This is a genomic window from Vannielia litorea (genome assembly GCF_018424695.1).
In the GTDB taxonomy this organism is placed as follows: domain Bacteria; phylum Pseudomonadota; class Alphaproteobacteria; order Rhodobacterales; family Rhodobacteraceae; genus Vannielia; species Vannielia litorea_A.
This window is the reverse complement of sequence record NZ_QTNQ01000008.1, coordinates 1-22,382: the sequence shown is the minus strand read 5'-3', so window position 1 is coordinate 22,382 and position 22,382 is coordinate 1. Positions and strand designations below refer to the sequence as shown.

The window sequence follows — 22,382 nt, the reverse complement described above, 5'->3', positions numbered from 1 at the left end:
CGCCCACCCTCCCTCGGGGCGGCGCTTCCGCCCTCCTGATTTCCGGACCCAGCCATGCAAACAGCAGATACACCCATCACCTCCCCCGCCCCAAAGCTCTGGTCGCAGCCGGAGCAGCGCCTGTCGGGCGCGGCGTGGTTTGTGACCTTCGTTCTGTCGGCGATAGGTCTGGCGATCATCGTCAACCAGATCTTCAACCTGCAGACGCTGGGCTTCCGGCCGATCAGCACCTCCTATTATTACATCATCGTTGGCCTGTTCATGCCGGTGGCCTTTTTGGCGAACCCGGCCCGGGAGGCCGATGCGGCGCGGGTGCCCTGGTATGATTGGGCGCTTTCAGCGCTGGCCTTCGGCATCTGCCTCTATTTCGCGGCCCATACCGACGAGATCCTGAACCGTGGCTGGGAATACATCGCCCCAACCCCCGTCACATTCATGGCCGGCGGGCTGGTGCTGCTGTCGCTCGAGGCGGTGCGCCGCTGCGCCGGTCTGCCGCTCTTCATCATCTGCGCGATTTTCGCGGCCTTCCCGCTCTACACCGGCTACCTGCCGGGCTTTCTCTGGGGCGTGCAACTGAGCCTGCCCGAAACAGTGCTGAGCCATTCGCTGGGCGTGGAAAGCATCATCGGCATCCCGATCCGGGTGATCGCCGACCTTCTGATCGGCTTCATCGTCTTCGGCGTGGCGCTTACCGTCTCGGGAGGCGGCGTGTTCTTCATGGACCTCGCCTCTGCCCTGATGGGGCATGCCCGCGGCGGCCCGGCGAAGGTGGCGATCCTGTCATCAGGGTTCTTCGGCTCGCTCTCGGGCAGTGTAATCTCCAACGTCATCTCGACCGGCGCCATGACCATACCGACGATGAAGAAATGCGGCTACCCGCCTGCCTATGCCGGCGCGGTCGAGAGCTGCGCCTCTACCGGCGGCGCGCTGATGCCGCCGGTGATGGGCTCGGTCGCCTTCGTGATGGCCTCCTTCATGGGCGTGCCCTACGCCGACATCATGGTGGCCGCGGCCGTCCCTGCACTGCTGTTCTACCTCGTTCTGCTGATCCAGACCGACTGCTACGCCGCCAAGAAGGGCCTCAAGGGCCTGCCGCGCGACCAGCTGCCGAAGCTTCTGCTGGTGCTCCGCTCCGGCTGGGTGTTCCTCATCAGCCTCGTCGCGCTAGTGGTGCTGCTGCTGGCGACGAACGCCGAGGCCAAGGCGCCTTTCTACATCACCATCCTGCTGCTGGTCACCGCCCTGATCCGCGCCCGCAAGGAGAACATGATGGAGCCGGTGCTGCGGCTGGTGATGGAAACCGGCGTGACCATCGGCATGCTGGTGGGGGTGTTGGCGGGCGTCGGCATGGTCGTCGGCGCGCTGGCCATCACCGGGGTCGGCAATGCCTTCTCGCGGGAACTGCTGCAATACGCGGGGGGCAACCCCTACCTGTTGCTGGTGTTCGGTGCGCTCACCTCGTTCATACTCGGGATGGGGATGACGGTTTCGGCCTGCTACATCTTCTTGGCCGTGGTGCTGGCACCGGCGCTCGTGCAGGGAGGGTTCAGCCTCATGGCGAGCCACCTCTTCATCCTCTACTGGGCTATGCTGTCTTACATCACACCGCCCGTTGCGATGGCGGCCGTTGCGGCGTCTTCGATCGCGAAGGCCCCGGCAATGCGCACAGGCGTCACGGCCATGCGCCTCGGTGCGATCCTATTTGTGCTGCCATTCCTCTTCGTGCTGAACCCGAGCCTGATCCTGCAGGGCGACTGGCCCGACATCATCCGCTCGGTTTCCACGGCGATCCTGTCGATCCTGATGCTGGCCGCAGCCTCCGAGCGCTGGCTCTACTTCCTCAACCGTCGTGCGAAGGGGTGGGAGGCGCTGGTGATGTTGGTCGGCGGTGTCTGCCTGCTCGTACCCGAACGCATCACCGATGTAGTAGGCCTCGCCGCCCTGGGGCTGGTCTATGGCATCGGCTACGCGACCCGCCCGCGCGTTACAGCGCCCAACGTGACAGGAGGGGCCGAATGAGCGACGCCCGCCGCCTCACCCTGCCCGACGGCACCGCCCTGAACATCCGCACTGAGGGGCCAGAAGGCGCGCCCTGGCTGGTGTTCTCCAACTCGGTGCTCACCGATCTCTCGGTCTGGGATGGCCAGGCTTCGGCGCTCTCGGACCGTTACCGGGTGGTTCGCTACGACCAGCGGGGCCACGGGGCCTCCGACGTGACCGGGGGGGCGATGGACTTCACCCGCTACGGTGCCGATGTGGTGGCGCTGCTCGACGCGCTCGGCATCGCCCGCTGCACCTTTATCGGCTTGTCCATGGGCGTGCCCACCGGCCTCGCCGCCTTCGCCGCCGCGCCGGACCGCTTTGAACGCTTCGTCGCGGTGGACGGGGTGAGCCGCTCGGCCCCGGGGCGCGAGGCCTTCTGGGGCGAACGGCGCGACACTGCACGCAAGAAGGGCATGGAAGAGATCGCCACCTCGACTGCCCCGCGCTGGATGCCCGGCATGGCCGAGGATGCGCCCGCGCTGGCCCGGCTGACACGGATGATCGCCGCAACGCCCGTCGAAGGCTTTGCCGCCGCCACCCACGCGCTCGCCAGCTACGACCATTCCCAAGTGGTGCCCACGCTCGCCGTGCCCTTCCTCGGGATCACCGGCGAGAAGGACGGTGCGATGCCCGAAGCCGTCGCGGCGCAGTTCGGCTCCGTGCCGGGCGCAACCTTCACCAACATTCCCGGCGCCGGCCACCTGCCCAACTTCCAGGCACCCGACGCCTTCAATACCGCGCTCACCGCCTTCCTGGAGGCCACCGCGCAAGACAACACCAAGGAGACCCGTTGATGCCCGGCCCCCTCTCTCACCTCCGCGTGCTCGACCTCAGCCGCATCATGGCCGGACCCTGGTGCGGCCAGATCCTTGCCGACCTTGGCGCCGACGTCATCAAGGTCGAGCGCCTCGGCGAGGGGGATGACACCCGCCGCTGGGGCCCCCCCTTCCTGAAGGACAAGGACGGAAAGCCGACCAAGGAGGCCGGCTACTACCTCTCCGTGAACCGGGGCAAGCGCTCGGTCGAGTTGGACCTCAAGAGCGAGGAAGGCCGCGCCGTGGTCAAGGCGCTGGCCGCCGAGAGCGACATCCTGCTGGAGAACTTCAAGACCGGCACGTTGGAGCGCATGGGCCTTGGATACGAAGCCCTCAAGGCGGTAAACCCGAAGCTCATCTATTGCTCTATCACCGGCTTCGGCCTTACTGGCCCGATGGCGGGCGATGCGGCCTATGATTTCATGATCCAGGGCATGGGTGGTTTGATGAGCGTCACCGGCGGCCCAGATGGCAGCCCCGGCGGCGGACCGCAGAAGGTAGGCGTGCCGATTGTCGATATCATGACCGGCATGTATGCCGCGATCGGCGTGCTGGCAGCGCTCTCCAACCGCGACCAGACAGGCAAGGGCGACCACATCGACCTCGCCATGCTGGACGTTTCGGTGGCGATGCTGGCCAATCAGGCGATGAACTTCCTTGTCTCGGGCCAGGAGCCGGTGCGGCGCGGCAACCGCCACCCCAATATCCAGCCGCAAAACGTCTACCCGGTGAAGGACGGCTACATCGTGCTGGCCGTGGGCAACGACGGGCAGTTTCGCAAGTTCGCCGAGGTGATCGGCCAGACCGCGCTGGCAGACGACCCTAAGTTTGCCACCAACGCGGCTCGGGTCGAGAACCTTGCGGAGCTGGAGGGCCTGCTGATCGAGGCGCTGGCTGCTGGCACCATCGACCACTGGGTGTCTAGCTTCGCCGCCGCCGGGGTGCCTTCCGGCCCGATCAACACCGTGGGGCGCGTCTTCGACGAGCCGCAGGTGCAGCACCGCGAAATGCTGCGCGACATCCCCCACCCGCTTTCGGGCAGCGTGAAGCAGGTCATCAGCCCGCTCAATTTTGCCAACGCCCCGCTCGCGTTCGACCGCGCCCCGCCTCTACTCGGAGAACACACAGAAGAAGTGCTGAAGGCACTCGGACTAAAGGAGACGCAGCCATGAGCCAGCAGAGCGAGAGCGCCGCCAATGGGGGCCGCATCAGCTTTCCGGTACCCGAAACGATGAACGAGGCGCAGCGCGAGGTGTACGAGCAGATCGTCTCGGGCCCGCGCCGCACCCTCGTTGGCCCGCTGCGCGCGGCGTTGCACAACCCGGTGCTGGCCGACCGCTGGCAGAGGTTGGGGCAAGTCCTCCGGTTCGAAACCTCGCTGCCGACTCATCTCAACGAGCTGGCCATCCTGGTGACCGCGCGGCGTTGGAACAGTGAGCTGGAGTGGGCGATCCACGCGGGTGATGCCGACCGCGCCGGGCTCGACCCGGCCATCGCCGAGGCCATACGCACTTGTTCGGTGCCGGCGTTCGGCGATGACGTCGTGGCCCGCGAGATCTACGACTACGCCTGCGAGCTGGTGCAGCGCGGCGACGTGAGCGAGCCGACTTACGCGGCCATCATAGCGCGCTGGGGCGAAGTGGGCGCGGTCGAGCTGACCGCCGTGATCGGCTACTACTCGATGGTCGCGATGACGCTGAACGTGCACCGCGTTCCGCTTCCCGAAGGTGTCAGCGCCGACCTGCCCCGCGAAGAGGGAAAGCTGGCCGAGATGCCCGGCTCGGGAGCAAAGCGCTGATGTTCTACGACCCGCGCACCGAAGGCCACGGGTTGCCGCACAACCCCTGGCTCGCCCTTATCGTGCCGCGTCCGATCGGCTGGATCTCCACCGTCTCGGCCGATGGCACCCCCAACCTCGCCCCCTACAGCTGCTTCAACTCGGTCGCATCGACCCCGCCACATGTGATGTTCTCATCCGACAGCGCCAAGGACAGCGTGACCAATGCCGAGGCGACCGGCTACTTTTGCTGCAACCTCGCCACCTTCGAGCTGCGCGAGCAGATGAACCAGTCATCCGCCAGCTACCCGCCCGAGGTCGACGAGTTCGCCGCTTCCGGCCTCACCTCTGTGCCTTGCAAGAATATCCCGGTGATGCGGGTGGCCGAGAGCCCTGTGGCGGTGGAATGCAAGCTCGCCCAGGTGATCACCCTCACCCCCTCCAGCGGGCTGCCCAACACCAACCGCATCGCCATCGGCGAGGTGGTGGGCATCCATATCGACGAGCGCGTGCTGAAGGACGGGCTGGTGGACGTGGAAGAGCTGAAGCCGCTGGGCCGCATGGGCTATCGTGAATACACCGTTCCGCCGCGCAGCTTCGAGATGCTGCGTCCGTTGGCGGACTGACGACCGGAGAGACACATAGATGAGCGATTACGAGACCCTCACGCTGGAGGTGGCCGACTTCGTGGCCACCGTCACCATCAACCGCCCGCCGGTTAACGCCCAGAACAACCGCTTCCGCGAGGAGATCGCCGAAGTGATCGATGCGCTGGGAGACCGCACGGACGTGCGGGCCATCGTGCTCACCGGCGAGGGCAAGGCGTTTTCTGCAGGGGCAGACCTATCGGAGCGCCCGACCCAGGATCCGGGCCATTATACCGCCCACAACCGCCGGGTGCGGGCCAGCTTCGACTGCCTGCTGGAATGCCCCAAGCCGATCATCGCCGCCGTCAACGGCGCCGCTATCGGCGCGGGCTGCGTCACTGCTCTGTGCTGCGACATCATCGTAACCTCGGAGAAGGGCTTCTTGCAGATGACCGAGGTGATGGTCGGCCTCGCGGGCGGGGTGGCCCATGTCCGCCGCCACTTCGGCGAGAGCGACGCGCGGATGATGATCTACACCGCCCGTCGTGTCTACGGCCCCGAGCTGCTGCGGATGAACGTGGCCTCGGCCTGCGTGGCCCCCGAAGAACTGCTGTCCACGGCCCAGGCCCTGGCCGCCGACATCGCCAAGGCCAGCCCCTCCGCCGTGCGAGCGGCGAAGAAGAGCTTCCAGATGACTGAGGGAGTATCGATCTACGAGGGCTACCGCTTCGAACAGGGTCAAACCAAGGCACTCTCCACCTCGGAAGACACCGCCGAGGCCATGGCCGCCTTCCGCGAGAAACGCGCGCCGGTGTTCAAGGGTTGAGTTCAGGGCGGATGAGGCGCCGCCCTACCGCAGCTTCACCTCGATCTTCATCATGTCGCCGCGGTATATGCCGTTGGCAAGAAGTATCACGTCGCCATGCTGGTTCACCGCCATGCGGCGGACCTTGGCCACGGGATCGCCGATCGAGATGTTCAACTCGGCAGAGGTTTCAAGGTCGGCTGAGCCAATGGTCACCACCTGGTTGGCATCGGTGACCACCTGTCCCGGCAGGTCGCTCACCAGTCGCATCGCCGTCACGGCAGTATAGGCCTCTTCCGGAATCAGAGGGCAGATCCGCTCGTCTACGTAGACATCCGCCAGAAGAAAGGCGGAGCCGTCGCGACTGTGCCGACGCTTGAGGTGGCGGTAGGCCGGTGCCGGTGTGCCGATGTAGTCCTCGCCGCGAGGCAGCGGAACGCCCCGCTCGTCGCCGCGGATCTCGATCACCGCGTTGTCCCGGGCGATCAGCAGGCCGGACCAGTCGGTCTTGACCTCGCACCAGAGGTCGCGGCGCGGGCGTTCCAGTACGAAGGTGCCTTTGGCGCGATAGCGCTCGATCAACCCTTCCTTCTCGAGAATGTCGAGCGACTGGCGGATCGTCATGGTCGCCACGCCGCACTGGTCGGCCAGTTCCTTCACCGTGGGAATCTTGGCGCCCACTTCCCACTCGCCGTTCTCGATCCTCTGCCGGAACAGGCTGGCGAGCTGGATGTAGCGCGCCACGTTGCTCTTTTGCAGCGCCTTGACCGTTGCGTTCTCTGATTTCGTACCTTGCATCATACACCCTGCCTGCCATTGCAGGCTCAGGGTAGCGGCGCATGGTAGCGCAATCAATCAGAAAACCTAGTCTTTTGCATCATACTCAGAATGCCAGATGCCCTTTGGTCAGGGCGCCAGAGTCGCTGCCCTGGTCATCTTCCACCGCCGTCTCGGCGATCGAAGCGCGCGCCGCCAGCCGGGCTTCCAGGGCGGTGAGCTGCGGGAAGTGATCGCGCCAGCTGCAATCCGGCCAGCGGAAGTCCATCTGGCCCAGCGCGGCCGCGAGGGCGACATGCCCGATGCCAAAAGGCGCCTTACCGATCTCAGGCGCTTCCGCCTCCAGCCGCGCCATGGCCGCCCCCACCTTCACCCGCCATCCATCGACCACAGCCTGCCAGGGGCCGGTCTCGCGGCTGAGTTCGGTGCGCCAGATCAGAAGCACGTCACACATCCCGTCGGCCAGGGCCTGCCAGTTCAGATGCGCGACCCGCAGGCGTTGCTCTGCCGGGAACAACCCGGTGCCCGCATGCAGGTCGAGGTACTCGCAGATCACCCGGCTGTCGATCAGCCGGCGGCCATCTTCGGTGACCAGCGCCGGGATCTTGCCGAGAGGGTTGTCGGCCAGCACCTCGGCGGGCGTGGGCATCTGCACGGCAACCACGTTGCGGCTCAACTCGACCTGATCCAAGAGACCGGTTTCATGCAGCACGATCATCACCTTGCGAACGAAGGGAGAGCGCGGAGACCAGTGCAATTTCATGGTCTTCTCCATCATACGGCCTCAAGCGAAATTGCGATGCCCTGCCCCACGCCGATGCACATGGTGGCCAGGGCCCGCTTGCCTGCACCACGGGCCAGCGCCCGTGCCGCTGTGCCGGTGATCCGCGCGCCCGACATGCCGAGCGGGTGGCCGAGCGCGATGGCCCCGCCGTTAGGGTTCACATGGGCCGCGTCGTCGGAGAGGCCAAGACGGCGCAGCACCGCCAGCGCCTGACTGGCGAAGGCCTCGTTCAGCTCGATCACGTCGAAATCGCTAGGGGCCAGCCCTTGCTGGGCGCAAAGCTTCTCGGTCGCCGGGGCCGGGCCAATGCCCATCACCCGCGGTGCCACGCCCGCCGTCGCGCCGCCGGTGATGCGCGCGAGCGGTGTCAGCCCGTGGCGAGCGACTCCAGCCTCGGTGGCGAGGATCAACGCCGCCGCGCCATCGTTCACGCCCGAGGCATTGCCCGCCGTCACTGAGCCACCCGCCCGGAACGGCGCCTTCAGGGATGCCAGCTTCTCTAGCGAAGTGGCACGCGGGTGCTCGTCGGTGTCGAACAGCAGCGGGTCGCCCTTGCGCTGTGGGATCTCGACCGGAATGATCTCCTCGGCCAGCACGCCAGAGGCGATGGCCGCCGCAGCCCGCTCCTGCGAGCGCAGGGCAAAGGCGTCCTGGTGCTCGCGGCTGATCCCGAAATCCTCGGCCACGTTCTCTGCCGTCTCCGGCATCGAGTCTGTGCCATACATCGCCTGCATTTTCTTGTTGATGAAGCGCCAGCCGATGGTGGTGTCCTCCACGCTGCTCTCGCGCGAGAAGGCTGTAGTGGCCTTGGGCATGACAAAGGGCGCCCGGCTCATGCTTTCGACTCCGCCGGCAATCGCAAGGTCGCCCTCGCCAACCGCAAGGCGGCGCCAGGCAGCCAGCACCGCGTCCATCCCCGAGCCGCAGAGCCGGTTCATCGTGGTGCCTGAGACCGTCTCGGGCAGCCCGGCCAACAGCAACGACATGCGGGCGACCGAGCGGTTGTCTTCGCCTGCCTGGTTGGCGCAACCGTAGATCACATCGACGACCGCCTCCCAGTCGAGCCTCTCATGCCGGGCGATGAGCGCTTTCAGCGGCAGGCCGCCGAGGTCATCCGCCCGCACCGAGGAAAGCGATCCGCCATAGCGGCCGATGGGGGTGCGGACATAATCGCAGATAAAGACGTTTTCCATGACTCAGCTCTCGTTTCCGGTGTCAAGTTCGGCCAACACACGGGCCACCGGCCCGGCCCTGTGACCATGGCCCACATCGCGGGCCAGTTCGTTCAGGTCGGCCTCCAGTGCCGCCGCCTCCTGCTGCGCGGCCCAGTGCAGCGGCCCGCCGCGCCAGCGCGGAAATCCGTAACCGTTGGCCAGCACCACATCAACGTCCGACGCCCTCACGGCCACGCCCTCCTCCAGAAGCAGCGCCGCTTCGTTGACGATGGCCGCCATGAGCTGGTGCTGGATCTCCTCTGCGGTGAAGTCGCGCGGGGTGATCCCGGCGCGCTCACGCGCCTCGGCGATGATTGCCGCCACCGCCGGGTCGGGCTGCGCCGCGCCGCTGGCGTAATCATACCACCCTGCCCCGGTCTTACGGCCTAGCCGTCCGGCCTCGCAGAGCCGGTCGGGAATGGTCACGTAGCGTGCCGCGGGGTCACGCGTGGCAGCCTGCCGCTTGCGCATCGCCCAGGCGATATCGAGCCCCGACATGTCGGCCACGGCGAAAGGGCCCATGGCAAAGCCGAAATCTGTAACTGCGGCATCAACCTGCTCGGGGCGGGCGCCATCCAGCACCAGCAACTCGGCCCGGCGGCGGTAGGCGGCATAGATCCGGTTTCCGATGAACCCCTCTGCAACGCGTGCCACCACCGGCTGCTTGCCCAGATTGCGGGCCAGCTTGAGCCCGGTGGCGAGCACCTCGGGCGCGGTCTTCGCGGCGCGGACCACCTCGAGCAGCTTCATGATGTCGGCGGGCGAGAAGAAATGCAGCCCCAGTACCCGCTCGGGGTTGGCGAGGCCTGAAGCCATCTCGTCGATGTCGAGATAGGAGGTATTGGTGGCAATGATCGCTTCGGGCGGCAGAACCGCTTCGAGCCGTGCCAGAACCTGCTTCTTCACCGCCATGTCCTCGAACACCGCCTCGATCACCAAATCACATCCGGCCAGCCCGTCCGCTTCCACCGTGCCCGACAGCGCCTCGGAACGGGCGGTGGCTTCAGCCTCTGTGATCCGGCCTTTCCCGGCCTGCCCCTCGATCGCAGCGCGCAGTCCCGCAAGCGCTGTTTCGAGAGCCGCGCCGTCGCGTTCCATCAGCACCACCGGCAGACCGGCGGCGAGGAAGGCCCGGGCAATCCCCTGCCCCATCGTTCCACCGCCGACCACGCCGACACGCCTGACCGCGCGGGCCGACTTCGGGTCGATCCCGGCCACCGAACCGGCCCGGCGCTCGGCGAAAAACAGCGACCGGAGGGCGTGAGCCTCGGGGCTTTTGCGGAGTTTCTGGAAAGTTTCGCGCTCGTCGGCCAACACCGGCCCGGCCTCCTGTGTGGAGGCCCTGACCAGCCGTATCGCCTCGACCACATTGGGCCGCCCCTTGCCGCGCTTCAGCGCCGCTGCGGCTGCCGCCTCCAGCGCCTCGTCCGTCTCTTCCGGCGGCATCAGAGCACGGCTCAGCCGCTTGGGGCGCGGCGCGGCCGCGAGGAAGGCGATGGCGCCTTCCAGCAGGTCTCCTTCACAGAGCGCATCCACCAGCCCGAGCGGCAGCGCCTCGCTGGCCGGGATCCGGGCGGCGCGGCAGATCAGGTCCATTGCCTTGCTGCGCCCGATCAGGCGCGGAAGGCGCTGGGTGCCGCCGGCGCCGGGGATCATGCCTAGCGATACCTCGGGCAGCCCGACCATGGTGCCGGGCGCTGCAATGCGATAGTCACAACCCAGCGCCAGCTCAAGCCCGCCGCCGAGCGCCACGCCATGCAGGGCTGCCACAACCGGGAAGGGCGCGGCTTCGATCGTCGCGATCACGTCGGGCAACTCGGGCCAAGCCAGCGCCTTGTTGAACTCGCGCAGATCGGAACCGGCGATAAAGCTCCGGCCCGCGCCCAGCAGCACCGCACCCTCCGCCCCGGCCTCTCCTGCCTTCGCGATCCCGGTGACGACGCCTTCCCGCACTGCGTGGGAACCGGCGTTGACCGGAGGATTGTCAATCTCCAGTACGGCGATGCTTCCCTCCATCCGAAAGGCGACTTTGCCGGTCGAAGGGGTGGCTGTTCGGGTGTTCACAGGTCTGGTCCTCCGGTGCGATCACGGGCGGATGCGCTGCGTGCATTGGCCCGACAGCGACATAAAACATTTTAAGCTATATGTATAGCTTTTTTGCAGAACTAATTGCTGGGAAGTAGCGCTTTCACCCAGCCCAACATGCGCGCCGACACTTCGTCTGGCTTCTCGTCCGGCAGCGCATGGCTTGCTCCATCAACGGTGACAAGCTCAACCCGTGGGGCAAATTCCTTCTCGTAAAAGTCGCGCGCCTCGGGGGCGCGGAACGGGTCTTGCAGCCCCACGATATCGAGAATCGGCGCGGTGCCGCTTGGCCACCAGCTGTCACGGTCGGTCGCAGCGCGTGCGGCGCGCTGGGCCACGACCAGCTCGGCATGCCAGCCCTCAAGCCAGGGGCGCGGATCGTGGCCCTCGGCGAAGAAACCGCGTTGCAGGGCTGCAATCCGGTCGGCCTCTGGGGCCTCGGGCGTCATCGCCACCTCGATGGCCTTCGACAGGTCATCGGGCCACTTACCGCCGCCTGCCGCGAGCAGGATGATCCCGTCCACCAGGTCGGGCCTGTCCTGAGCAACTGTCCGTGCGATCCAGCAACCATAGGCATGGCCCACAATCACCGCCCCGCCCGGGCCCGCTTCCGCCTCCAGCGCGGCCGCGGCATCGGCGGCGAGATCGTGGAAGGTGATCCCCTCCAGCGGCCCCTCGCTCTCTCCCGCCCCACGCGGCCAGGGCAGCACCACGCGCAGCCCGCCATCTGCGAGTTTGTCCGCCAGGTGGGCGAAATCAGCCGGCCCGCGCCCGGTGGAGGCGATCAGGCACAGCGTTGGCGCGGCATCGTCCGAGGGCCCCAGCACTGTATAGGCGACCACCGTTTCGCCGTTGCGAACGGTCTTTCTCTCTCCCGGAACGGGGCTCATCGGCTCTCTCCTCTCAGGTCACTTCAGCTTGAGGCGCAGCTTGGTGCTGTCGCCGCGATAGATGCCGTCGGCCACCAGCACGCGGATATCATCTTGATCCACCGCCAACCGCACCATCCGGGCCATCGGCGCCCCCTGCGGCACCGAAAGCTCGCTCGCCAGGGTCAGATCGGCGGAGAGGATGGTCAACTCCTGCTGGGCATTGGCGATCGGTCGCCCAGGCAGGTCGGAAACCATGCGCAGCGCCGTCAGCCGCTCGGCGCTGCCCTCGGGCAGAGCCTGAAAGGCGGTCTCGTCAATATAGACATCCGCCAGCATGAAGGGCGCGCCCTCCCGCCAGTAGCGCCGCCGCAGCCGACGGTATTGCCGCGCAGGCCGGCCCGGCCAGTTCTCGGACGCGAGGAAGCGCGGGGCCGGGCCAAGCTCGTTCGAGAGCACGTCGATATGGCTCGAATAGCGGGCATTGAGCAGCGCGTCCCAGTCGGTTCGGATGTCGCACCACAAATCCTTTTTGGGCATCTCCCGCACGAATGTGCCCTTCGCCCTGAACCGCTCGATCAGGCCCTCGCCCTCAAGAATGTCGAGCGCGCGACGCACGGTCATCCCGGCGACGCCGCATTCTTCGGCGAGTTCGACCACCGTGGAAATCCGGTGCCCCACCGGCCATTCGCCGGTTTCGATCCGTCGCCGAAAATGGCCTGCGAGTTGCAGATAGCGGGAGACGGCACTCTTCTTCAGCGCGGTCGCGGTCGCGGACACTCCGCTCATCCCATCACCCGAACCGGCGCGTCATCGAGCCATGCCACCACGTTCTCTACCGCATCGGCATAGTAGACCCGATAGTTCTCCTCGGTCACATAGCCGATGTGCGGCGTCGCCAGAACGTTCGGCAGACGGCGGAATGGATGGTCCCTTGGCAGCGGCTCGGTGTCGAACACGTCAAGCACCGCCCCGCCGATGCGTCCTCCCTCCAGCGCGGCGATCAGTGCCGCCTCGTCAATAATCGGGCCGCGTGAACTGTTGACCAGAAGCGCATCAGGCTTCATCCGAGCCAGCAGCCCGGACGAAACAAAACCGCGCGTCTCCGGAACTAGCGACATCTGGATCATCACGACATCAGAGGTCGCAAAGAGGTCTTCGAGCGCGAGCGGCAGGATGCCCAGCGCCTCGGCCCGCGCGGGCAGGTCTGTGCGGGTCCATCCGGCCACCTCCATGCCGAAAGCCTGCCCGAAGCTTGCGCATTTGGCTCCCAGCTTTCCAAGGCCCAGAATGCCCAGCCGCTTGCCCTCGGCCGACCGGCCCAAGCCTTGCTGCCAGGGTCCGGCCTCGCGGAAGTTTTGCACCTCGACAGGAATGTTGCGCAGCGCGGCGAGCATCCCCGCCCAGGCCAGTTCGGCCGCCGGGTTGCCTGCATTGCGGGTTCCAGTGACCGTCACGCCATGGTCGCGGGCGGCCTCAAGGTCGATGCTGCGATTGCGGGCGCCTGTCGTAACGAGGTGTTTCAGATCGGGGAGGCACTCGAACTGGCTGCGCGGAAAGGGCGTGCGCTCGCGCATGGCAATCACGATCTCCACCCCCGCGAGAGCCTCGGCGACCTCCGTCTCGCCGCCCAGATGCTCGCCGAAACGGCGCAGCTCCACCCGGCCATCGAGGGCCGACCAATCGGCCACCGCAAGGGCCGCCTCCTGGTAGTCATCGAGAATTGCGCAGACCGGTAGCTGGGGCATGTGGCACCGCCGTTGTTCAAAAAACTGCCGGTCGCCCGGTGACAGGCGACCGGCTCGGGGAGGCCCCTTACTTCGAGATGCCCTGCTCTTCAGCAAGCTTCTTCCAGCCGCTCAACTCCTTGTCGACTTCGGCTGCAAAGCCCTCGGGCGTGCTCTGCTCAAGGGTCCAGTCGAGCGGCGTGACCGTTGCGATGAACGCCTCGTTCTGGAGCACTTCGTTGATGTCGGCGTTGATCTTGGCCACGATCTCGGGATCGGTCCCGCCGGGCGCAAAGACGCCGACCCACTGGTGAATCTCCGTCTCCGGGTAGCCCAGCTCGGCAGTCGAGGGCACGTCGGGCAGCGCATCGATCCGATCGTTGCCGAGCACCGCGAGCACCTTCACTTTGCCGCTGGCGATGTTGTCTCCGGCCGAGCTGACGGAGGAGCCGTAGATATCGGCCTCGCCGCTCAGGATCGCCACCACGGCAGGGCCGCCGCCCTTGAAGTGCACCACGTCGAAGTTGGCGCCCGACTGGGCGATGAACTGCTCGATGGCGAAATGGGTAGTGGTCCCGAGGCCGGCAGTTGCGGCGAACTTGGGGTTTTCCTTGCTGTCCTCGACGAACTCGGGGAGCGTGTCGATCTCGGAATCGCCCTGCGTCAGCAGGATGTAAGAGACGTAGCCCACGTTGGCGATCGGTACGAGATCGGTGCGCGGATCAAATGGCAGGTCGGGCTGGATGGCCGGGGCGGTGACGTAGGCCGATGTGGTCATCAGCAGGGTCAGCCCATCGGGGTTGGCCTGGCTCACCTGTGCGGTGCCCACCATCGAGCCGCCGCCGGGCTTGTTGTCGACCACCACGGGCTGGCCCCACTTCTCTTCGAGGTAGGGCGCCATGTGGCGCGCAAGGATGTCGGTGTTGCCCGAGGGCGAATAGGGCACCACGATGGATACGGTCCCGCTCGGCCAATCCTGAGCCGCGAGCGGTGTTGCGAGGCCCGCAGCGAGTGCCAGGGCAGTGATCATCTTCTTCATGAGGTCTCCTCCTCTGTTGTGGCGGCCAGCCCCTCGCGGGCGGGTCTCACCGGTCTTTGGGTTCTGGCCTGGCCCAGCTGCTTCAGCAGATGAGCGCTGGCCGGTTCAATTCGTGCCCTCTTGAACCTCCTCTTCGGAGTGTCCGGGCGCGCGGCGATCCGCCTCGCGGGCCAGCGCACGAGCGCGGCGCTTGCCGCGCATGTTTTCCGAGCTCCAGACACCCCAGATCAGCACCAGCCCGGTGATCCCCATGATGACGGCGCTGATCGGACGCTCGAAGAACACCGCAAAGTCGCCGCGCGCCAACACCATGGCCCGGCGGAAATGCTCCTCCATCAACGGCCCAAGTACGAAACCCAGCAGCAGCGGCGCGCCGGGAAAGCGGAAAATCCGCATCGCGTAGCCCAGCGCCCCGAAACCCGCGACCATCCAGATGTTCAACGGCGAGAAGCCCGAGGTGTATGCTCCGATGCAGATGAACATCAGCACCGCCGGGTAAAGCAGGTGGTAGGGGATGGTCAGCATCCGCACCCAGAGCCCGATCAGCGGGATGTTGAGCAGCAGCAGGATGATGTTGCCGACCCAGAAACTCATGATGAGGCCCCAGAACAGCTCGGGCTCGGTGCTGATGAGGTTCGGCCCTGGCGCGACCCCGTGGATCATCAGCACGCCCAGCATCAGTGCCATGGTGGCGCTCCCAGGCACACCCAGCGACAGCGTGGGGATGAAGGCGGTCTGGTCGGCCGCGTTGTTTGCGCTTTCCGGCCCCATGATGCCCTCGATGGCCCCGTTTCCGAAGCGCTCCGGCGTCTTCGATACCCGCTTTTCCACCGCGTATGAAAGGAAGGCCGCAATCGACGGTCCGGTGCCGGGCAGGGTGCCGAAGAACGAGCCCATCGAGGCGCCACGCAACATGGGAAACCACGAGCGGCGCACATCGTCACGCGTTGGCACGATGGCCTTCAGTTTCACGCTATCGGGGTCGATGTCGGCAGCATTGACCCGCCGCACCGACATGATGATTTCGGCCACCCCGAAGACACCCATGGCGAGCGCAATCAGGCTGACGCCCTCCAGCAGCCCAAGGTTGCCGAAAGCAAAGCGCACGGTGGCGGTCTGGGTATCCATGCCGACGAGGCCGATGACGATCCCGATGGTGACAGAGGCCAGCCCCTTGATCGCCGAACCTTCCGATATGGTCGACGAGGCAACGAGGCCCATCAGCATCAGCGCAAAGTACTCCGCCGAGCCGAACCTCAATGCATAGTCGGCAATTATCGGGGTGAAGAGCGTGAGCAGGACGATCCCGAAGGAGGCCCCGAAGAAGCTGGCCACGGTTGTCATGAAGAGTGCAACGCCACCACGGCCCTGCTTGGCCATCGGGAAGCCGTCGAGGCAGGTCACGGCATTGGCAGGTGTGCCGGGCAGGTTCAGCAGGATCGAGGCGGTGGAGCCGCCATAGGTCGTGCCATACCAGATGCCCGCAAGCATGATGAGCGCCGTCGTGGGCTCAAGGTGGAACGTGAGCGGAAACAGCATCGAGATCGCCGCAAGCACGCCAAGCCCGGGGATCACCCCCACCAGCGTGCCGAGCAACGCGCCGAGGAAGCAGTAAAACAGGTTTTGCAGCGTGAAGGCGACGCCGAGACCGAGAGCGAGGTTGCCGAGGAATTCCATCAGAAGGGCCACCGCAGCAGGGGTATCTGCAATCCGAGCAGGAAGACGAAGATGAAGGGCGCGAAGAGACTCAGGCCGATGCAGCTTATGACCAGGCTCACGGGGCGGATCTTCAGGTCGGCCAAGGAGGAGATCACGAGTATCGCGACAATGGCCGGGATCAGCCCAAAGGGCACGATGATCGCGGCGAAGGCGGCGATTCCGCCGAGAATGAAGAGCGGCGAGAAAATGCGAACATCCGGCCTGGGTCCGGGGCGCCGCAGCGCCTGAGCTGCCAGCAGAATCCCGAGGACGGCCAGCACCACGCCGAGGCCTGCCGGGAACATGCCGGGGCCCATCCGGCTCGGCGTTCCCATCGGGTAATACGTCACCGATGTGTAGGTGACTGCGGCACCGAAGAGGATGAGCAGGGCCCCTCCCACGATATCCACGTAGTCGATCCGATACATACAGCTTCCTCCCGTATCCAGCGGCTCCCCAGGCTTTCAGCCTGTCCCCGACCGCGCTTGGCCCGCCTGATCCGCCATGACCCGGAGATCCCGGGCATCAAGGCGACCGACTTCGGCCTTCCCTTACAAAAATCTATAATGTAGCTTTTTGTCAAATGAAAGTTCTTCTGACCAGAGAACCATGCCAAAAAGGGGTTTCGCCCAGTGCTTCATGTCTCCGCTTCCCCTGTCTTGCAGCCTTCTTCGCGGGGGGAACCGACCGAAACGACCCCGATGTTCATGATCGACCCGCCACGCCCGAGCCGATTCGGGGGCCAAAGTCCGGACCGCCTCCCGCGCGCCTCCGGTGACGCTGTTTCTAGCCCAAACACATCGATGCGGAGGATGCGGGCTTTCTCACCCAAGCCTAACCTCTGGTTAAAGCTTGGCAGCATTTCCGCACTTTGCCAGCCCGTTCCGGGCTGGCACATCGGGGGCGGAACCACACCACAGGGGAGGAGAGGCCGATGAATGACGGCACGCCACACAAGCAAGACGCCCGCGCCGCCGTCGAGGCCCTGCGCGCCGGGCTGCGCCTTCCGGTCGTTGCAGCGCCGATGTTCCTCGTCTCCAACCCCGCGCTGGTCACCGCCCTCTGTGGCAGTGGTGTGATCGGCTCTTTCCCTGCGCTCAACGCACGCCCGCAGGAGGAACTCGCCGCCTGGCTGGCGCAGGTCGAGGCCGCCCGGGACACTGCCCGGGCCGAGGGCCGCCCGTTTGCGCCGTATGCCGTCAACGTCATACTGCGCAAGACCAACGCAAGGATGGAGGCTGATATCCAGACCTGCATCGACCATGAGGTGCCGCTTCTCATCACCTCGATGAGCGCGCCGGACGAAGTCACGCCACGCATCCACGCCTACGGTGGGCTAGTGTTTCACGATGTCACAACCGTGCGCCATGCAAAGCGTGCGATCAGGGCCGGAGTCGACGGGCTGATCCTTGTCTGCTCCGGTGCGGGTGGTCACGGCGGCTTGCTCAACCCCTTCGCCTTCCTCTCCGAGGTCCGCAGCTTCTGGGATGGCCCCATCATCCTGGCCGGCGCCCTTGCCAATGGCGCACAGGTGCTCGCCGCCGAGCTGCTCGGTGCCGATTTGTGCTATATCGGCACCCGCTTCATTGCCACCGCCGAGAGCGCCGCGATTGATCCTTACAAGCAGATGCTGGTGGAGGCAGAGGCGGGCGATATTGTCTACACGCCGTATTTCTCGGGAACGCCCGCCAATTACCTCGGCCCCTCGATCACCCGCGCCGGGCTCGACCTCGACGAGATCAGGCGCCCGGCCGATGGCATCACCGGCTCGCCCGGCGAGCGGCACCTGCGCTGGAAAGACATCTGGGGCGCAGGCCAGGGTGTAGGACAGATCACCGACGCGCCGCCCGCCGCCACGCTGGTGGACCGCATGGTGGAAGAATACGAAGCCGCCCGCGCCCGCTGGGCCGCGCGGCTGCAATCGGGCCGCTGAGGCCGGGAGGAGAGAGAGAACGTCATGGCCGAGATCGACTACAGCCGCGAAGGCACCATCGCCCGCATCACCCTCAATCGCCCCGAACGCAAGAACGCCTTGGCGGGCGAGATGCGGGTGGAGCTGCGCCACGCTTTCGACCGGGCCAACGAGGACGACGAGGTGCGCGTGGTGGTGCTCGATGCGGCTGGCGAGACCTTCTGCGCCGGAGCCGATGTGGACAAGATCCAGAAGCGCGACCCGAAGGGCTCACGCAACAATCTGCAATGGAACGGCCATCGGCTGATCCGGGCGATCTACACGACCGAGAAGCCGGTGATCGCCTCGGTGCAGGGCGCTTGCGTGGGCCTCGGCCTCTCCATGGCCATGGCCGCCGATTTCATCATCGCCGCAGAGGATGCCCGGTTTTCTGCAATTTTCACTCGGCGCGGCCTGGCGCCCGATACCGGGGCGGTGTTCTTCCTTACCCGTCTGCTGGGCCAGGCCCGCGCCCGTGAGATGGTGTACTCCACGCGTTTCGTCGGAGCACCGGAAGCGAAAGCGCTGGGGATGGTCAACCGCGTGGTTTCCCCTGCAGAGCTAGCCGACGCCACTCGCGCCTTCGCCGGGGAATACGCCGAGGCACCCACCTATGCGATCGCAATGGCCAAGAAGATGTTCCAGATGGCGCAGAGCCCGAGCCTTGACCAGTTTCTCGAGCTCGAAGCACTCACCCAACCCGGTGTTCACCAGACCCACGACTTCAACGAGGGCGTCACTGCCTTCCGCGAGAAGCGCGAGGCGAAGTTCACCGGGCGGTAACTCGCTCATGGGATCAAGAATCAATAGATTAATTCTATGATTTTATATATTCTCCCTGCATCCGCACGAGCGGACAACGGAGGAAAAACCCATGAAATCAATTTGCTCAGCCGGGCTGACCCTGTCAGCCACGGCCCTGCTTCTCGCAACCCCCATCCAGGCCCAGATGTCGGGCGAGACATGTGCCGCGCTGGCCGACTTCGCCTATCCTGACCTGCGCGTTGAGACCGCCGAGTTCCTCACCGGCGTCACTGAAGGTGACACCGCCCTGCCCGATCACTGCCGCCTCGAGGGTTACCTCGAAGAGCGGACCGGTACGGATGGCAAGCAATACGCCACAGGCTTCGAGCTGCGGATGCCCGCCGACTGGAACGAGCGGCTGTTCTTCCAGGGCGGCGGAGGCGTGGATGGCTCGATTCGGCCTGCGCTGGGCACCAACACCATCGGCCACCCGCTCGCGCTGACGCAGGGCTTTGCCGTGGTGTCCACCGATGGCGGCCACAACCTGGGCAGCCGGGGCGATACCAGCTTCGGTTCCGAACCCAAGGCCCGCACGGACTGGGGCTACAATTCCATCGATATCACCGCGACCGTCGCCAAGGCGCTGCTGCACGAGGCCTATGGCCTCTGGCCGCGCTATTCCTACTTTCTCGGCAACTCCAACGGCGGGCGGCAGGGTCTCGTCTTCGCCATGAAGCACCCCAACCAGTTCGACGGCATCCTTTCGATGAACCCGATCAAGCAGCAGACACGCGGCCATGTGGCGGGCGCGTGGAGCGTGAAGGTCCTCGCCGATCGCGCCCCGAAGGACGACAACGGCAAGCCGATCTTCACCCGTTTCTTCGACGCAGAGGACTTTGCCCTGCTCGCCGGGGAGATCACCACGCAATGCGACGGGCTCGACGGGCTGGAAGACGGCGTGGTGGATACCGCTCGCCTCTGCACGCCCGACTTCTCCGCGCTGCTCTGTGCCGAGGGGGCCGGCGAGGGTTGCCTCAGCCGGGATCAGATCGACGCCTTCACGCTGATCCATGAAGGCCCGTTCAACTCAGCCGGGGACGAGCTCTACGCGCCTTTCGCCTATGACGCCGGCTCCGACTTCATGGGATGGCACATCGGCGATGCCACCGAGTTCCCGAACAACGGGCGCAAGGCGCGGAACACGTCGATGTACAACGTCTTTCGCGATCCGCCACGCCACGATTTCGACAAGTACGAGTTTGACTTCGACGTGGACCCGGCCTTCATGGATGCCGCCTCGCAGTTCACCGATGCCACATCGGCCGATCTCGACGCCTTCAAGGGCGCAGGGGGCAAACTGCTGGTGTTTCACGGGATGGGCGACACCGGCATCTCCGCGATCGACACGACCCGGTGGTTCGAGACGGTGCGCGACCGCTACGATGGCGACACCGACGACTTCGCCCGGCTCTACCTGCTCACCGGCGTGCAGCACGGCCGCACCGGGCCGGGGCCGCATGTGTTTGCCGGTCTCGACATGCTGATGGCCTGGGTTGAGGAGGGACAGGCCCCCGATGGGCAGATGGTCTCGGGCGGCGAACCGGCGCGTGAGCGCCCGCTCTGCGCCTACCCCACCTATGTCACCTGGAATGCCTCGGGCGAGAGCTGGTCCTGCGCCGAATGAGCCATGCGCCGGGCCTCCGGAGGCCCGGCCATCACCAAGGCGTCAGCGCGACGGGATCACCAGCGCATCCACCCCGATGCACCCCTCGGAACCCACCATCATCGGGTTGATCTCCGCTCCCTCCAGCCCCGCCCCCTGCGCGGCGGCAAAGCGCGAGAGCGCCACGATACTATCGGCCAGCGCGCCGATGTCGGCCTTCTCGGCCCCGCGCGCGCCGTCGAGCAGGGCAAAGCCCTTCAGCCCCCGGATCATATCCAGGGCCTCTTCGCGGCCCACCGGGGCGGGGCGCATAACCGTGTCCTTCAGCACCTCGGTGTAGATGCCGCCCAGGCCCACCATCACCATTGCCCCGAAGGTGGCATCCCGGTGGGTGCCAAGGATGCATTGCACCCCGCCGTCCACCATCTCGTTGATACTGACACCCAGGATCTCCGCCTCCGGCGCGGCGGTGCGGGCCGAGGCCAGGATCCCTTCGTAGCCCTCGCGAACGGCCTCTGCATCGGCCAGGCCCACCTTCACCCCGCCCACCTCGGACTTGTGGGCGATGTCGGGCGAGCGGACCTTCAGCACCACCGGGTAGCCGATCTCGCCCGCGAGCCGGACCGCCTCCTCGGCGCTGGTGGCCGTCTCGGAGCGCGCAAAGCGAAGCCCCGCCTCCGCCAGAAGCGCGGCGGAGGACACCTCGTCGAGCCGCGCTGGCAGGGCCACAGGCGCGGGCAGCGCCGGGCGTGAAAGCGACGGGCTCCGCAGCACCTCGCCCAGCCGCGCCGCCCCGGCAAAGGCCTGCACGCAGGCCTCGGGGTTCTCATAGACGAGAAAGCCTGTCGCCTCGAAGGCCGCCGCGTTCTCGGGGGTGGACTGGGTGCAGATCGCAAAGAGCGTCTCGGGATAGGAGGCCACCAGCTTCGTCAGCCCCTCGGCCATGATCTTCGGGTCGCGAGCATTGAGCCCGGCGTTGCCGACGAAGAGCATCACCGAGCCATAGGACTGGCTTGCCAGCATCGCCTCCACCGCCCCCATGAAGATCGTCCGGTCGCCTATGGTGGCCGCCGTCGTGTCGAGCGGGTTCAGCCCCACGGCGAGCGGCAAGTGCTGCCGGATCGTCTCGAAGGCCGCCGCGCCCATCGGCGGCAGCGCCAGGCCCTGCTCAACCGCCGCGTCGGTCGACATCACGCCAATACCGCCCGAGACGGTGATGATGGCGAGGTTGCGGTCCTTCGGCAATACGCCGCCCGCGCAGGTGTAGGTCAGTTCCACCAGCTCTGCGAGCGAGCGGCACAGATGCGCTCCCGCCGCCTCCAGCGCCGCTTCGAAGACCGCCACCGAACCGGCCATTGCCCCGGTGTGGCTGGCCGCCACGTGCTGGCCCGCCTCGGTGCGCCCGGCCTTCAGCACGATCACCGGCTTACCATTGGCCCGTGCCACCTCCAGCGCCCGGATCAGCCCGGGCCCGTTGCGGCAGGTCTCAAGGTAGACCACCAGCACATCGGTATCCGGGTCGCCCGCCATCCACTCCAGGCACTCCGAGGCCTCCACATCGGCCTCGTTGCCTGTGGCGACGAACTTTGAGATGTTCACGCCTCGGGTCAGGATCAGGTTCTGGATGTAACTGCCCACGGCTCCGCTCTGGCTGACAACGCCCACGCGGCCAATCTCGGGAATGCCCCTGTCGAGCGCCGAGGAGAAGGTGGCGAATATCCGGTCGTTTGTGTTGAAGAGCCCCATGGCGTTGGGGCCGAGCAGCCGCGCCCCCGCCGACCGGACGCGCGCCACCAGTGCCGCC

The 22,382-nt window shown here is 66.2% G+C and carries 20 protein-coding genes; 9 read left to right on the top strand and 11 right to left on the bottom strand.

From position 1 onward, the window contains the following. The first annotated feature begins 54 nt into the window (after nt 1-54). From DYI42_RS04605 to DYI42_RS04580, 6 genes are read left to right on the top strand one after another with little or no spacing between them, the layout of a single operon-like run. The gene (locus DYI42_RS04605) at nt 55-2,019 is read left to right on the top strand and encodes a TRAP transporter permease (RefSeq protein WP_244867550.1); all 1,965 of its coding nucleotides are present in this window, start codon (nt 55-57) and stop codon (nt 2,017-2,019) included. Then, nucleotides 2,016-2,837 carry an alpha/beta fold hydrolase gene (locus tag DYI42_RS04600; RefSeq protein WP_213544748.1) on the top strand — a complete coding sequence of 274 codons (822 nt, stop codon included), beginning with the start codon at nt 2,016-2,018 and terminating at the stop codon, nt 2,835-2,837. The genes DYI42_RS04605 and DYI42_RS04600 overlap by 4 nt, the downstream gene beginning before the upstream one ends. Further along, nucleotides 2,837-4,030 carry a CaiB/BaiF CoA transferase family protein gene (locus DYI42_RS04595; protein WP_213544747.1) on the top strand — a complete coding sequence of 398 codons (1,194 nt, stop codon included), beginning with the start codon at nt 2,837-2,839 and terminating at the stop codon, nt 4,028-4,030. Before DYI42_RS04600 ends, DYI42_RS04595 begins: the two co-directional genes overlap by 1 nt. Continuing rightward, the gene (locus tag DYI42_RS04590) at nt 4,027-4,656 is read left to right on the top strand and encodes a carboxymuconolactone decarboxylase family protein (protein WP_213544746.1); all 630 of its coding nucleotides are present in this window, start codon (nt 4,027-4,029) and stop codon (nt 4,654-4,656) included. Before DYI42_RS04595 ends, DYI42_RS04590 begins: the two co-directional genes overlap by 4 nt. Further along, nucleotides 4,656-5,261: a flavin reductase family protein gene (locus DYI42_RS04585; RefSeq protein WP_213544745.1), complete on the top strand. Its 606-nt coding sequence runs from the start codon at nt 4,656-4,658 to the stop codon at nt 5,259-5,261. The genes DYI42_RS04590 and DYI42_RS04585 overlap by 1 nt, the downstream gene beginning before the upstream one ends. Before the next feature lie 19 nt (nt 5,262-5,280). After that, on the top strand, nt 5,281-6,048 hold the full coding sequence (locus DYI42_RS04580; RefSeq protein ID WP_213544744.1) for an enoyl-CoA hydratase/isomerase family protein: 768 nt from the start codon (nt 5,281-5,283) through the stop codon (nt 6,046-6,048). 24 nt (nt 6,049-6,072) lie between these two features. On the opposite strand, the gene DYI42_RS04575 is transcribed toward DYI42_RS04580, so the two are convergent. The 10 genes from DYI42_RS04575 to DYI42_RS04530 form a co-directional block, all read right to left on the bottom strand. Continuing rightward, nucleotides 6,073-6,825 carry a GntR family transcriptional regulator gene (locus DYI42_RS04575; protein WP_213544743.1) on the bottom strand — a complete coding sequence of 251 codons (753 nt, stop codon included), beginning with the start codon at nt 6,823-6,825 and terminating at the stop codon, nt 6,073-6,075. Between the two features lie 85 nt (nt 6,826-6,910). Beyond that, nucleotides 6,911-7,567 carry a glutathione S-transferase gene (locus DYI42_RS04570; RefSeq protein WP_213544742.1) on the bottom strand — a complete coding sequence of 219 codons (657 nt, stop codon included), beginning with the start codon at nt 7,565-7,567 and terminating at the stop codon, nt 6,911-6,913. A gap of 11 nt (nt 7,568-7,578) precedes the next feature. Further along, a complete protein-coding gene (gene pcaF, locus DYI42_RS04565; RefSeq protein ID WP_213544741.1) occupies nt 7,579-8,781 on the bottom strand; it encodes a 3-oxoadipyl-CoA thiolase in 1,203 nt (400 codons plus the stop codon). A gap of 3 nt (nt 8,782-8,784) precedes the next feature. After that, the gene (locus tag DYI42_RS04560; protein ID WP_342344608.1) at nt 8,785-10,866 is read right to left on the bottom strand and encodes a 3-hydroxyacyl-CoA dehydrogenase NAD-binding domain-containing protein; all 2,082 of its coding nucleotides are present in this window, start codon (nt 10,864-10,866) and stop codon (nt 8,785-8,787) included. A gap of 101 nt (nt 10,867-10,967) precedes the next feature. Beyond that, nucleotides 10,968-11,777 (bottom strand): alpha/beta fold hydrolase, encoded by an 810-nt coding sequence (locus DYI42_RS04555; RefSeq protein WP_213544740.1) that lies wholly within the window; start codon nt 11,775-11,777, stop codon nt 10,968-10,970. Nucleotides 11,778-11,795: 18 nt separating this feature from the next. Beyond that, on the bottom strand, nt 11,796-12,545 hold the full coding sequence (locus tag DYI42_RS04550) for a GntR family transcriptional regulator (protein WP_213544739.1): 750 nt from the start codon (nt 12,543-12,545) through the stop codon (nt 11,796-11,798). After that, nucleotides 12,542-13,504 carry a D-2-hydroxyacid dehydrogenase family protein gene (locus DYI42_RS04545; protein WP_213544738.1) on the bottom strand — a complete coding sequence of 321 codons (963 nt, stop codon included), beginning with the start codon at nt 13,502-13,504 and terminating at the stop codon, nt 12,542-12,544. The genes DYI42_RS04550 and DYI42_RS04545 overlap by 4 nt, the downstream gene beginning before the upstream one ends. 67 nt (nt 13,505-13,571) lie before the next feature. Further along, complete coding sequence (locus DYI42_RS04540) at nt 13,572-14,522, bottom strand: Bug family tripartite tricarboxylate transporter substrate binding protein (protein WP_213544737.1); 951 nt, start codon at nt 14,520-14,522, stop codon at nt 13,572-13,574. A gap of 105 nt (nt 14,523-14,627) precedes the next feature. Beyond that, nucleotides 14,628-16,199: a tripartite tricarboxylate transporter permease gene (locus DYI42_RS04535; protein WP_213544816.1), complete on the bottom strand. Its 1,572-nt coding sequence runs from the start codon at nt 16,197-16,199 to the stop codon at nt 14,628-14,630. After that, complete coding sequence (locus tag DYI42_RS04530) at nt 16,199-16,648, bottom strand: tripartite tricarboxylate transporter TctB family protein (protein WP_213544736.1); 450 nt, start codon at nt 16,646-16,648, stop codon at nt 16,199-16,201. The genes DYI42_RS04535 and DYI42_RS04530 overlap by 1 nt, the downstream gene beginning before the upstream one ends. Before the next feature lie 506 nt (nt 16,649-17,154). On the opposite strand from DYI42_RS04530, the gene DYI42_RS04525 reads away from it, so the two are divergent. From DYI42_RS04525 to DYI42_RS04515, 3 genes are all read left to right on the top strand, one after another. Then, entirely contained in the window at nt 17,155-18,153 is a 999-nt protein-coding gene (locus DYI42_RS04525; protein ID WP_213544735.1) for an NAD(P)H-dependent flavin oxidoreductase, read from the top strand. 24 nt (nt 18,154-18,177) lie between these two features. Next, entirely contained in the window at nt 18,178-18,954 is a 777-nt protein-coding gene (locus DYI42_RS04520; RefSeq protein ID WP_213544734.1) for an enoyl-CoA hydratase/isomerase family protein, read from the top strand. Nucleotides 18,955-19,045: 91 nt separating this feature from the next. After that, the gene (locus tag DYI42_RS04515) at nt 19,046-20,599 is read left to right on the top strand and encodes a tannase/feruloyl esterase family alpha/beta hydrolase (protein ID WP_213544733.1); all 1,554 of its coding nucleotides are present in this window, start codon (nt 19,046-19,048) and stop codon (nt 20,597-20,599) included. 42 nt (nt 20,600-20,641) lie between these two features. On the opposite strand, the gene DYI42_RS04510 is transcribed toward DYI42_RS04515, so the two are convergent. Beyond that, nucleotides 20,642-22,382, bottom strand: a 1,741-nt coding sequence (locus DYI42_RS04510) for an acetate--CoA ligase family protein (RefSeq protein ID WP_213544732.1), incomplete at its 5' end; no start/stop codon positions are given.

Excerpts from the sequence above, each read along its gene's own strand:
- DYI42_RS04605 (WP_244867550.1), top strand. The coding sequence starts at position 55 with ATGCAAACAGCAGATACACCCATCACCTCCCCCGCCCCAAAGCTCTGG.
- DYI42_RS04600 (WP_213544748.1), top strand. The coding sequence starts at position 2,016 with ATGAGCGACGCCCGCCGCCTCACCCTGCCCGACGGCACCGCCCTGAAC.
- DYI42_RS04595 (WP_213544747.1), top strand. The coding sequence starts at position 2,837 with ATGCCCGGCCCCCTCTCTCACCTCCGCGTGCTCGACCTCAGCCGCATC.
- DYI42_RS04590 (WP_213544746.1), top strand. The coding sequence starts at position 4,027 with ATGAGCCAGCAGAGCGAGAGCGCCGCCAATGGGGGCCGCATCAGCTTT.
- DYI42_RS04585 (WP_213544745.1), top strand. The coding sequence starts at position 4,656 with ATGTTCTACGACCCGCGCACCGAAGGCCACGGGTTGCCGCACAACCCC.
- DYI42_RS04580 (WP_213544744.1), top strand. The coding sequence starts at position 5,281 with ATGAGCGATTACGAGACCCTCACGCTGGAGGTGGCCGACTTCGTGGCC.
- DYI42_RS04575 (WP_213544743.1), bottom strand. The coding sequence starts at position 6,825 with ATGCAAGGTACGAAATCAGAGAACGCAACGGTCAAGGCGCTGCAAAAG.
- DYI42_RS04570 (WP_213544742.1), bottom strand. The coding sequence starts at position 7,567 with ATGAAATTGCACTGGTCTCCGCGCTCTCCCTTCGTTCGCAAGGTGATG.
- pcaF (WP_213544741.1), bottom strand. The coding sequence starts at position 8,781 with ATGGAAAACGTCTTTATCTGCGATTATGTCCGCACCCCCATCGGCCGC.
- DYI42_RS04555 (WP_213544740.1), bottom strand. The coding sequence starts at position 11,777 with ATGAGCCCCGTTCCGGGAGAGAGAAAGACCGTTCGCAACGGCGAAACG.
- DYI42_RS04550 (WP_213544739.1), bottom strand. The coding sequence starts at position 12,545 with ATGAGCGGAGTGTCCGCGACCGCGACCGCGCTGAAGAAGAGTGCCGTC.
- DYI42_RS04545 (WP_213544738.1), bottom strand. The coding sequence starts at position 13,504 with ATGCCCCAGCTACCGGTCTGCGCAATTCTCGATGACTACCAGGAGGCG.
- DYI42_RS04540 (WP_213544737.1), bottom strand. The coding sequence starts at position 14,522 with ATGAAGAAGATGATCACTGCCCTGGCACTCGCTGCGGGCCTCGCAACA.
- DYI42_RS04535 (WP_213544816.1), bottom strand. The coding sequence starts at position 16,199 with ATGGAATTCCTCGGCAACCTCGCTCTCGGTCTCGGCGTCGCCTTCACG.
- DYI42_RS04530 (WP_213544736.1), bottom strand. The coding sequence starts at position 16,648 with ATGTATCGGATCGACTACGTGGATATCGTGGGAGGGGCCCTGCTCATC.
- DYI42_RS04525 (WP_213544735.1), top strand. The coding sequence starts at position 17,155 with ATGAATGACGGCACGCCACACAAGCAAGACGCCCGCGCCGCCGTCGAG.
- DYI42_RS04520 (WP_213544734.1), top strand. The coding sequence starts at position 18,178 with ATGGCCGAGATCGACTACAGCCGCGAAGGCACCATCGCCCGCATCACC.
- DYI42_RS04515 (WP_213544733.1), top strand. The coding sequence starts at position 19,046 with ATGAAATCAATTTGCTCAGCCGGGCTGACCCTGTCAGCCACGGCCCTG.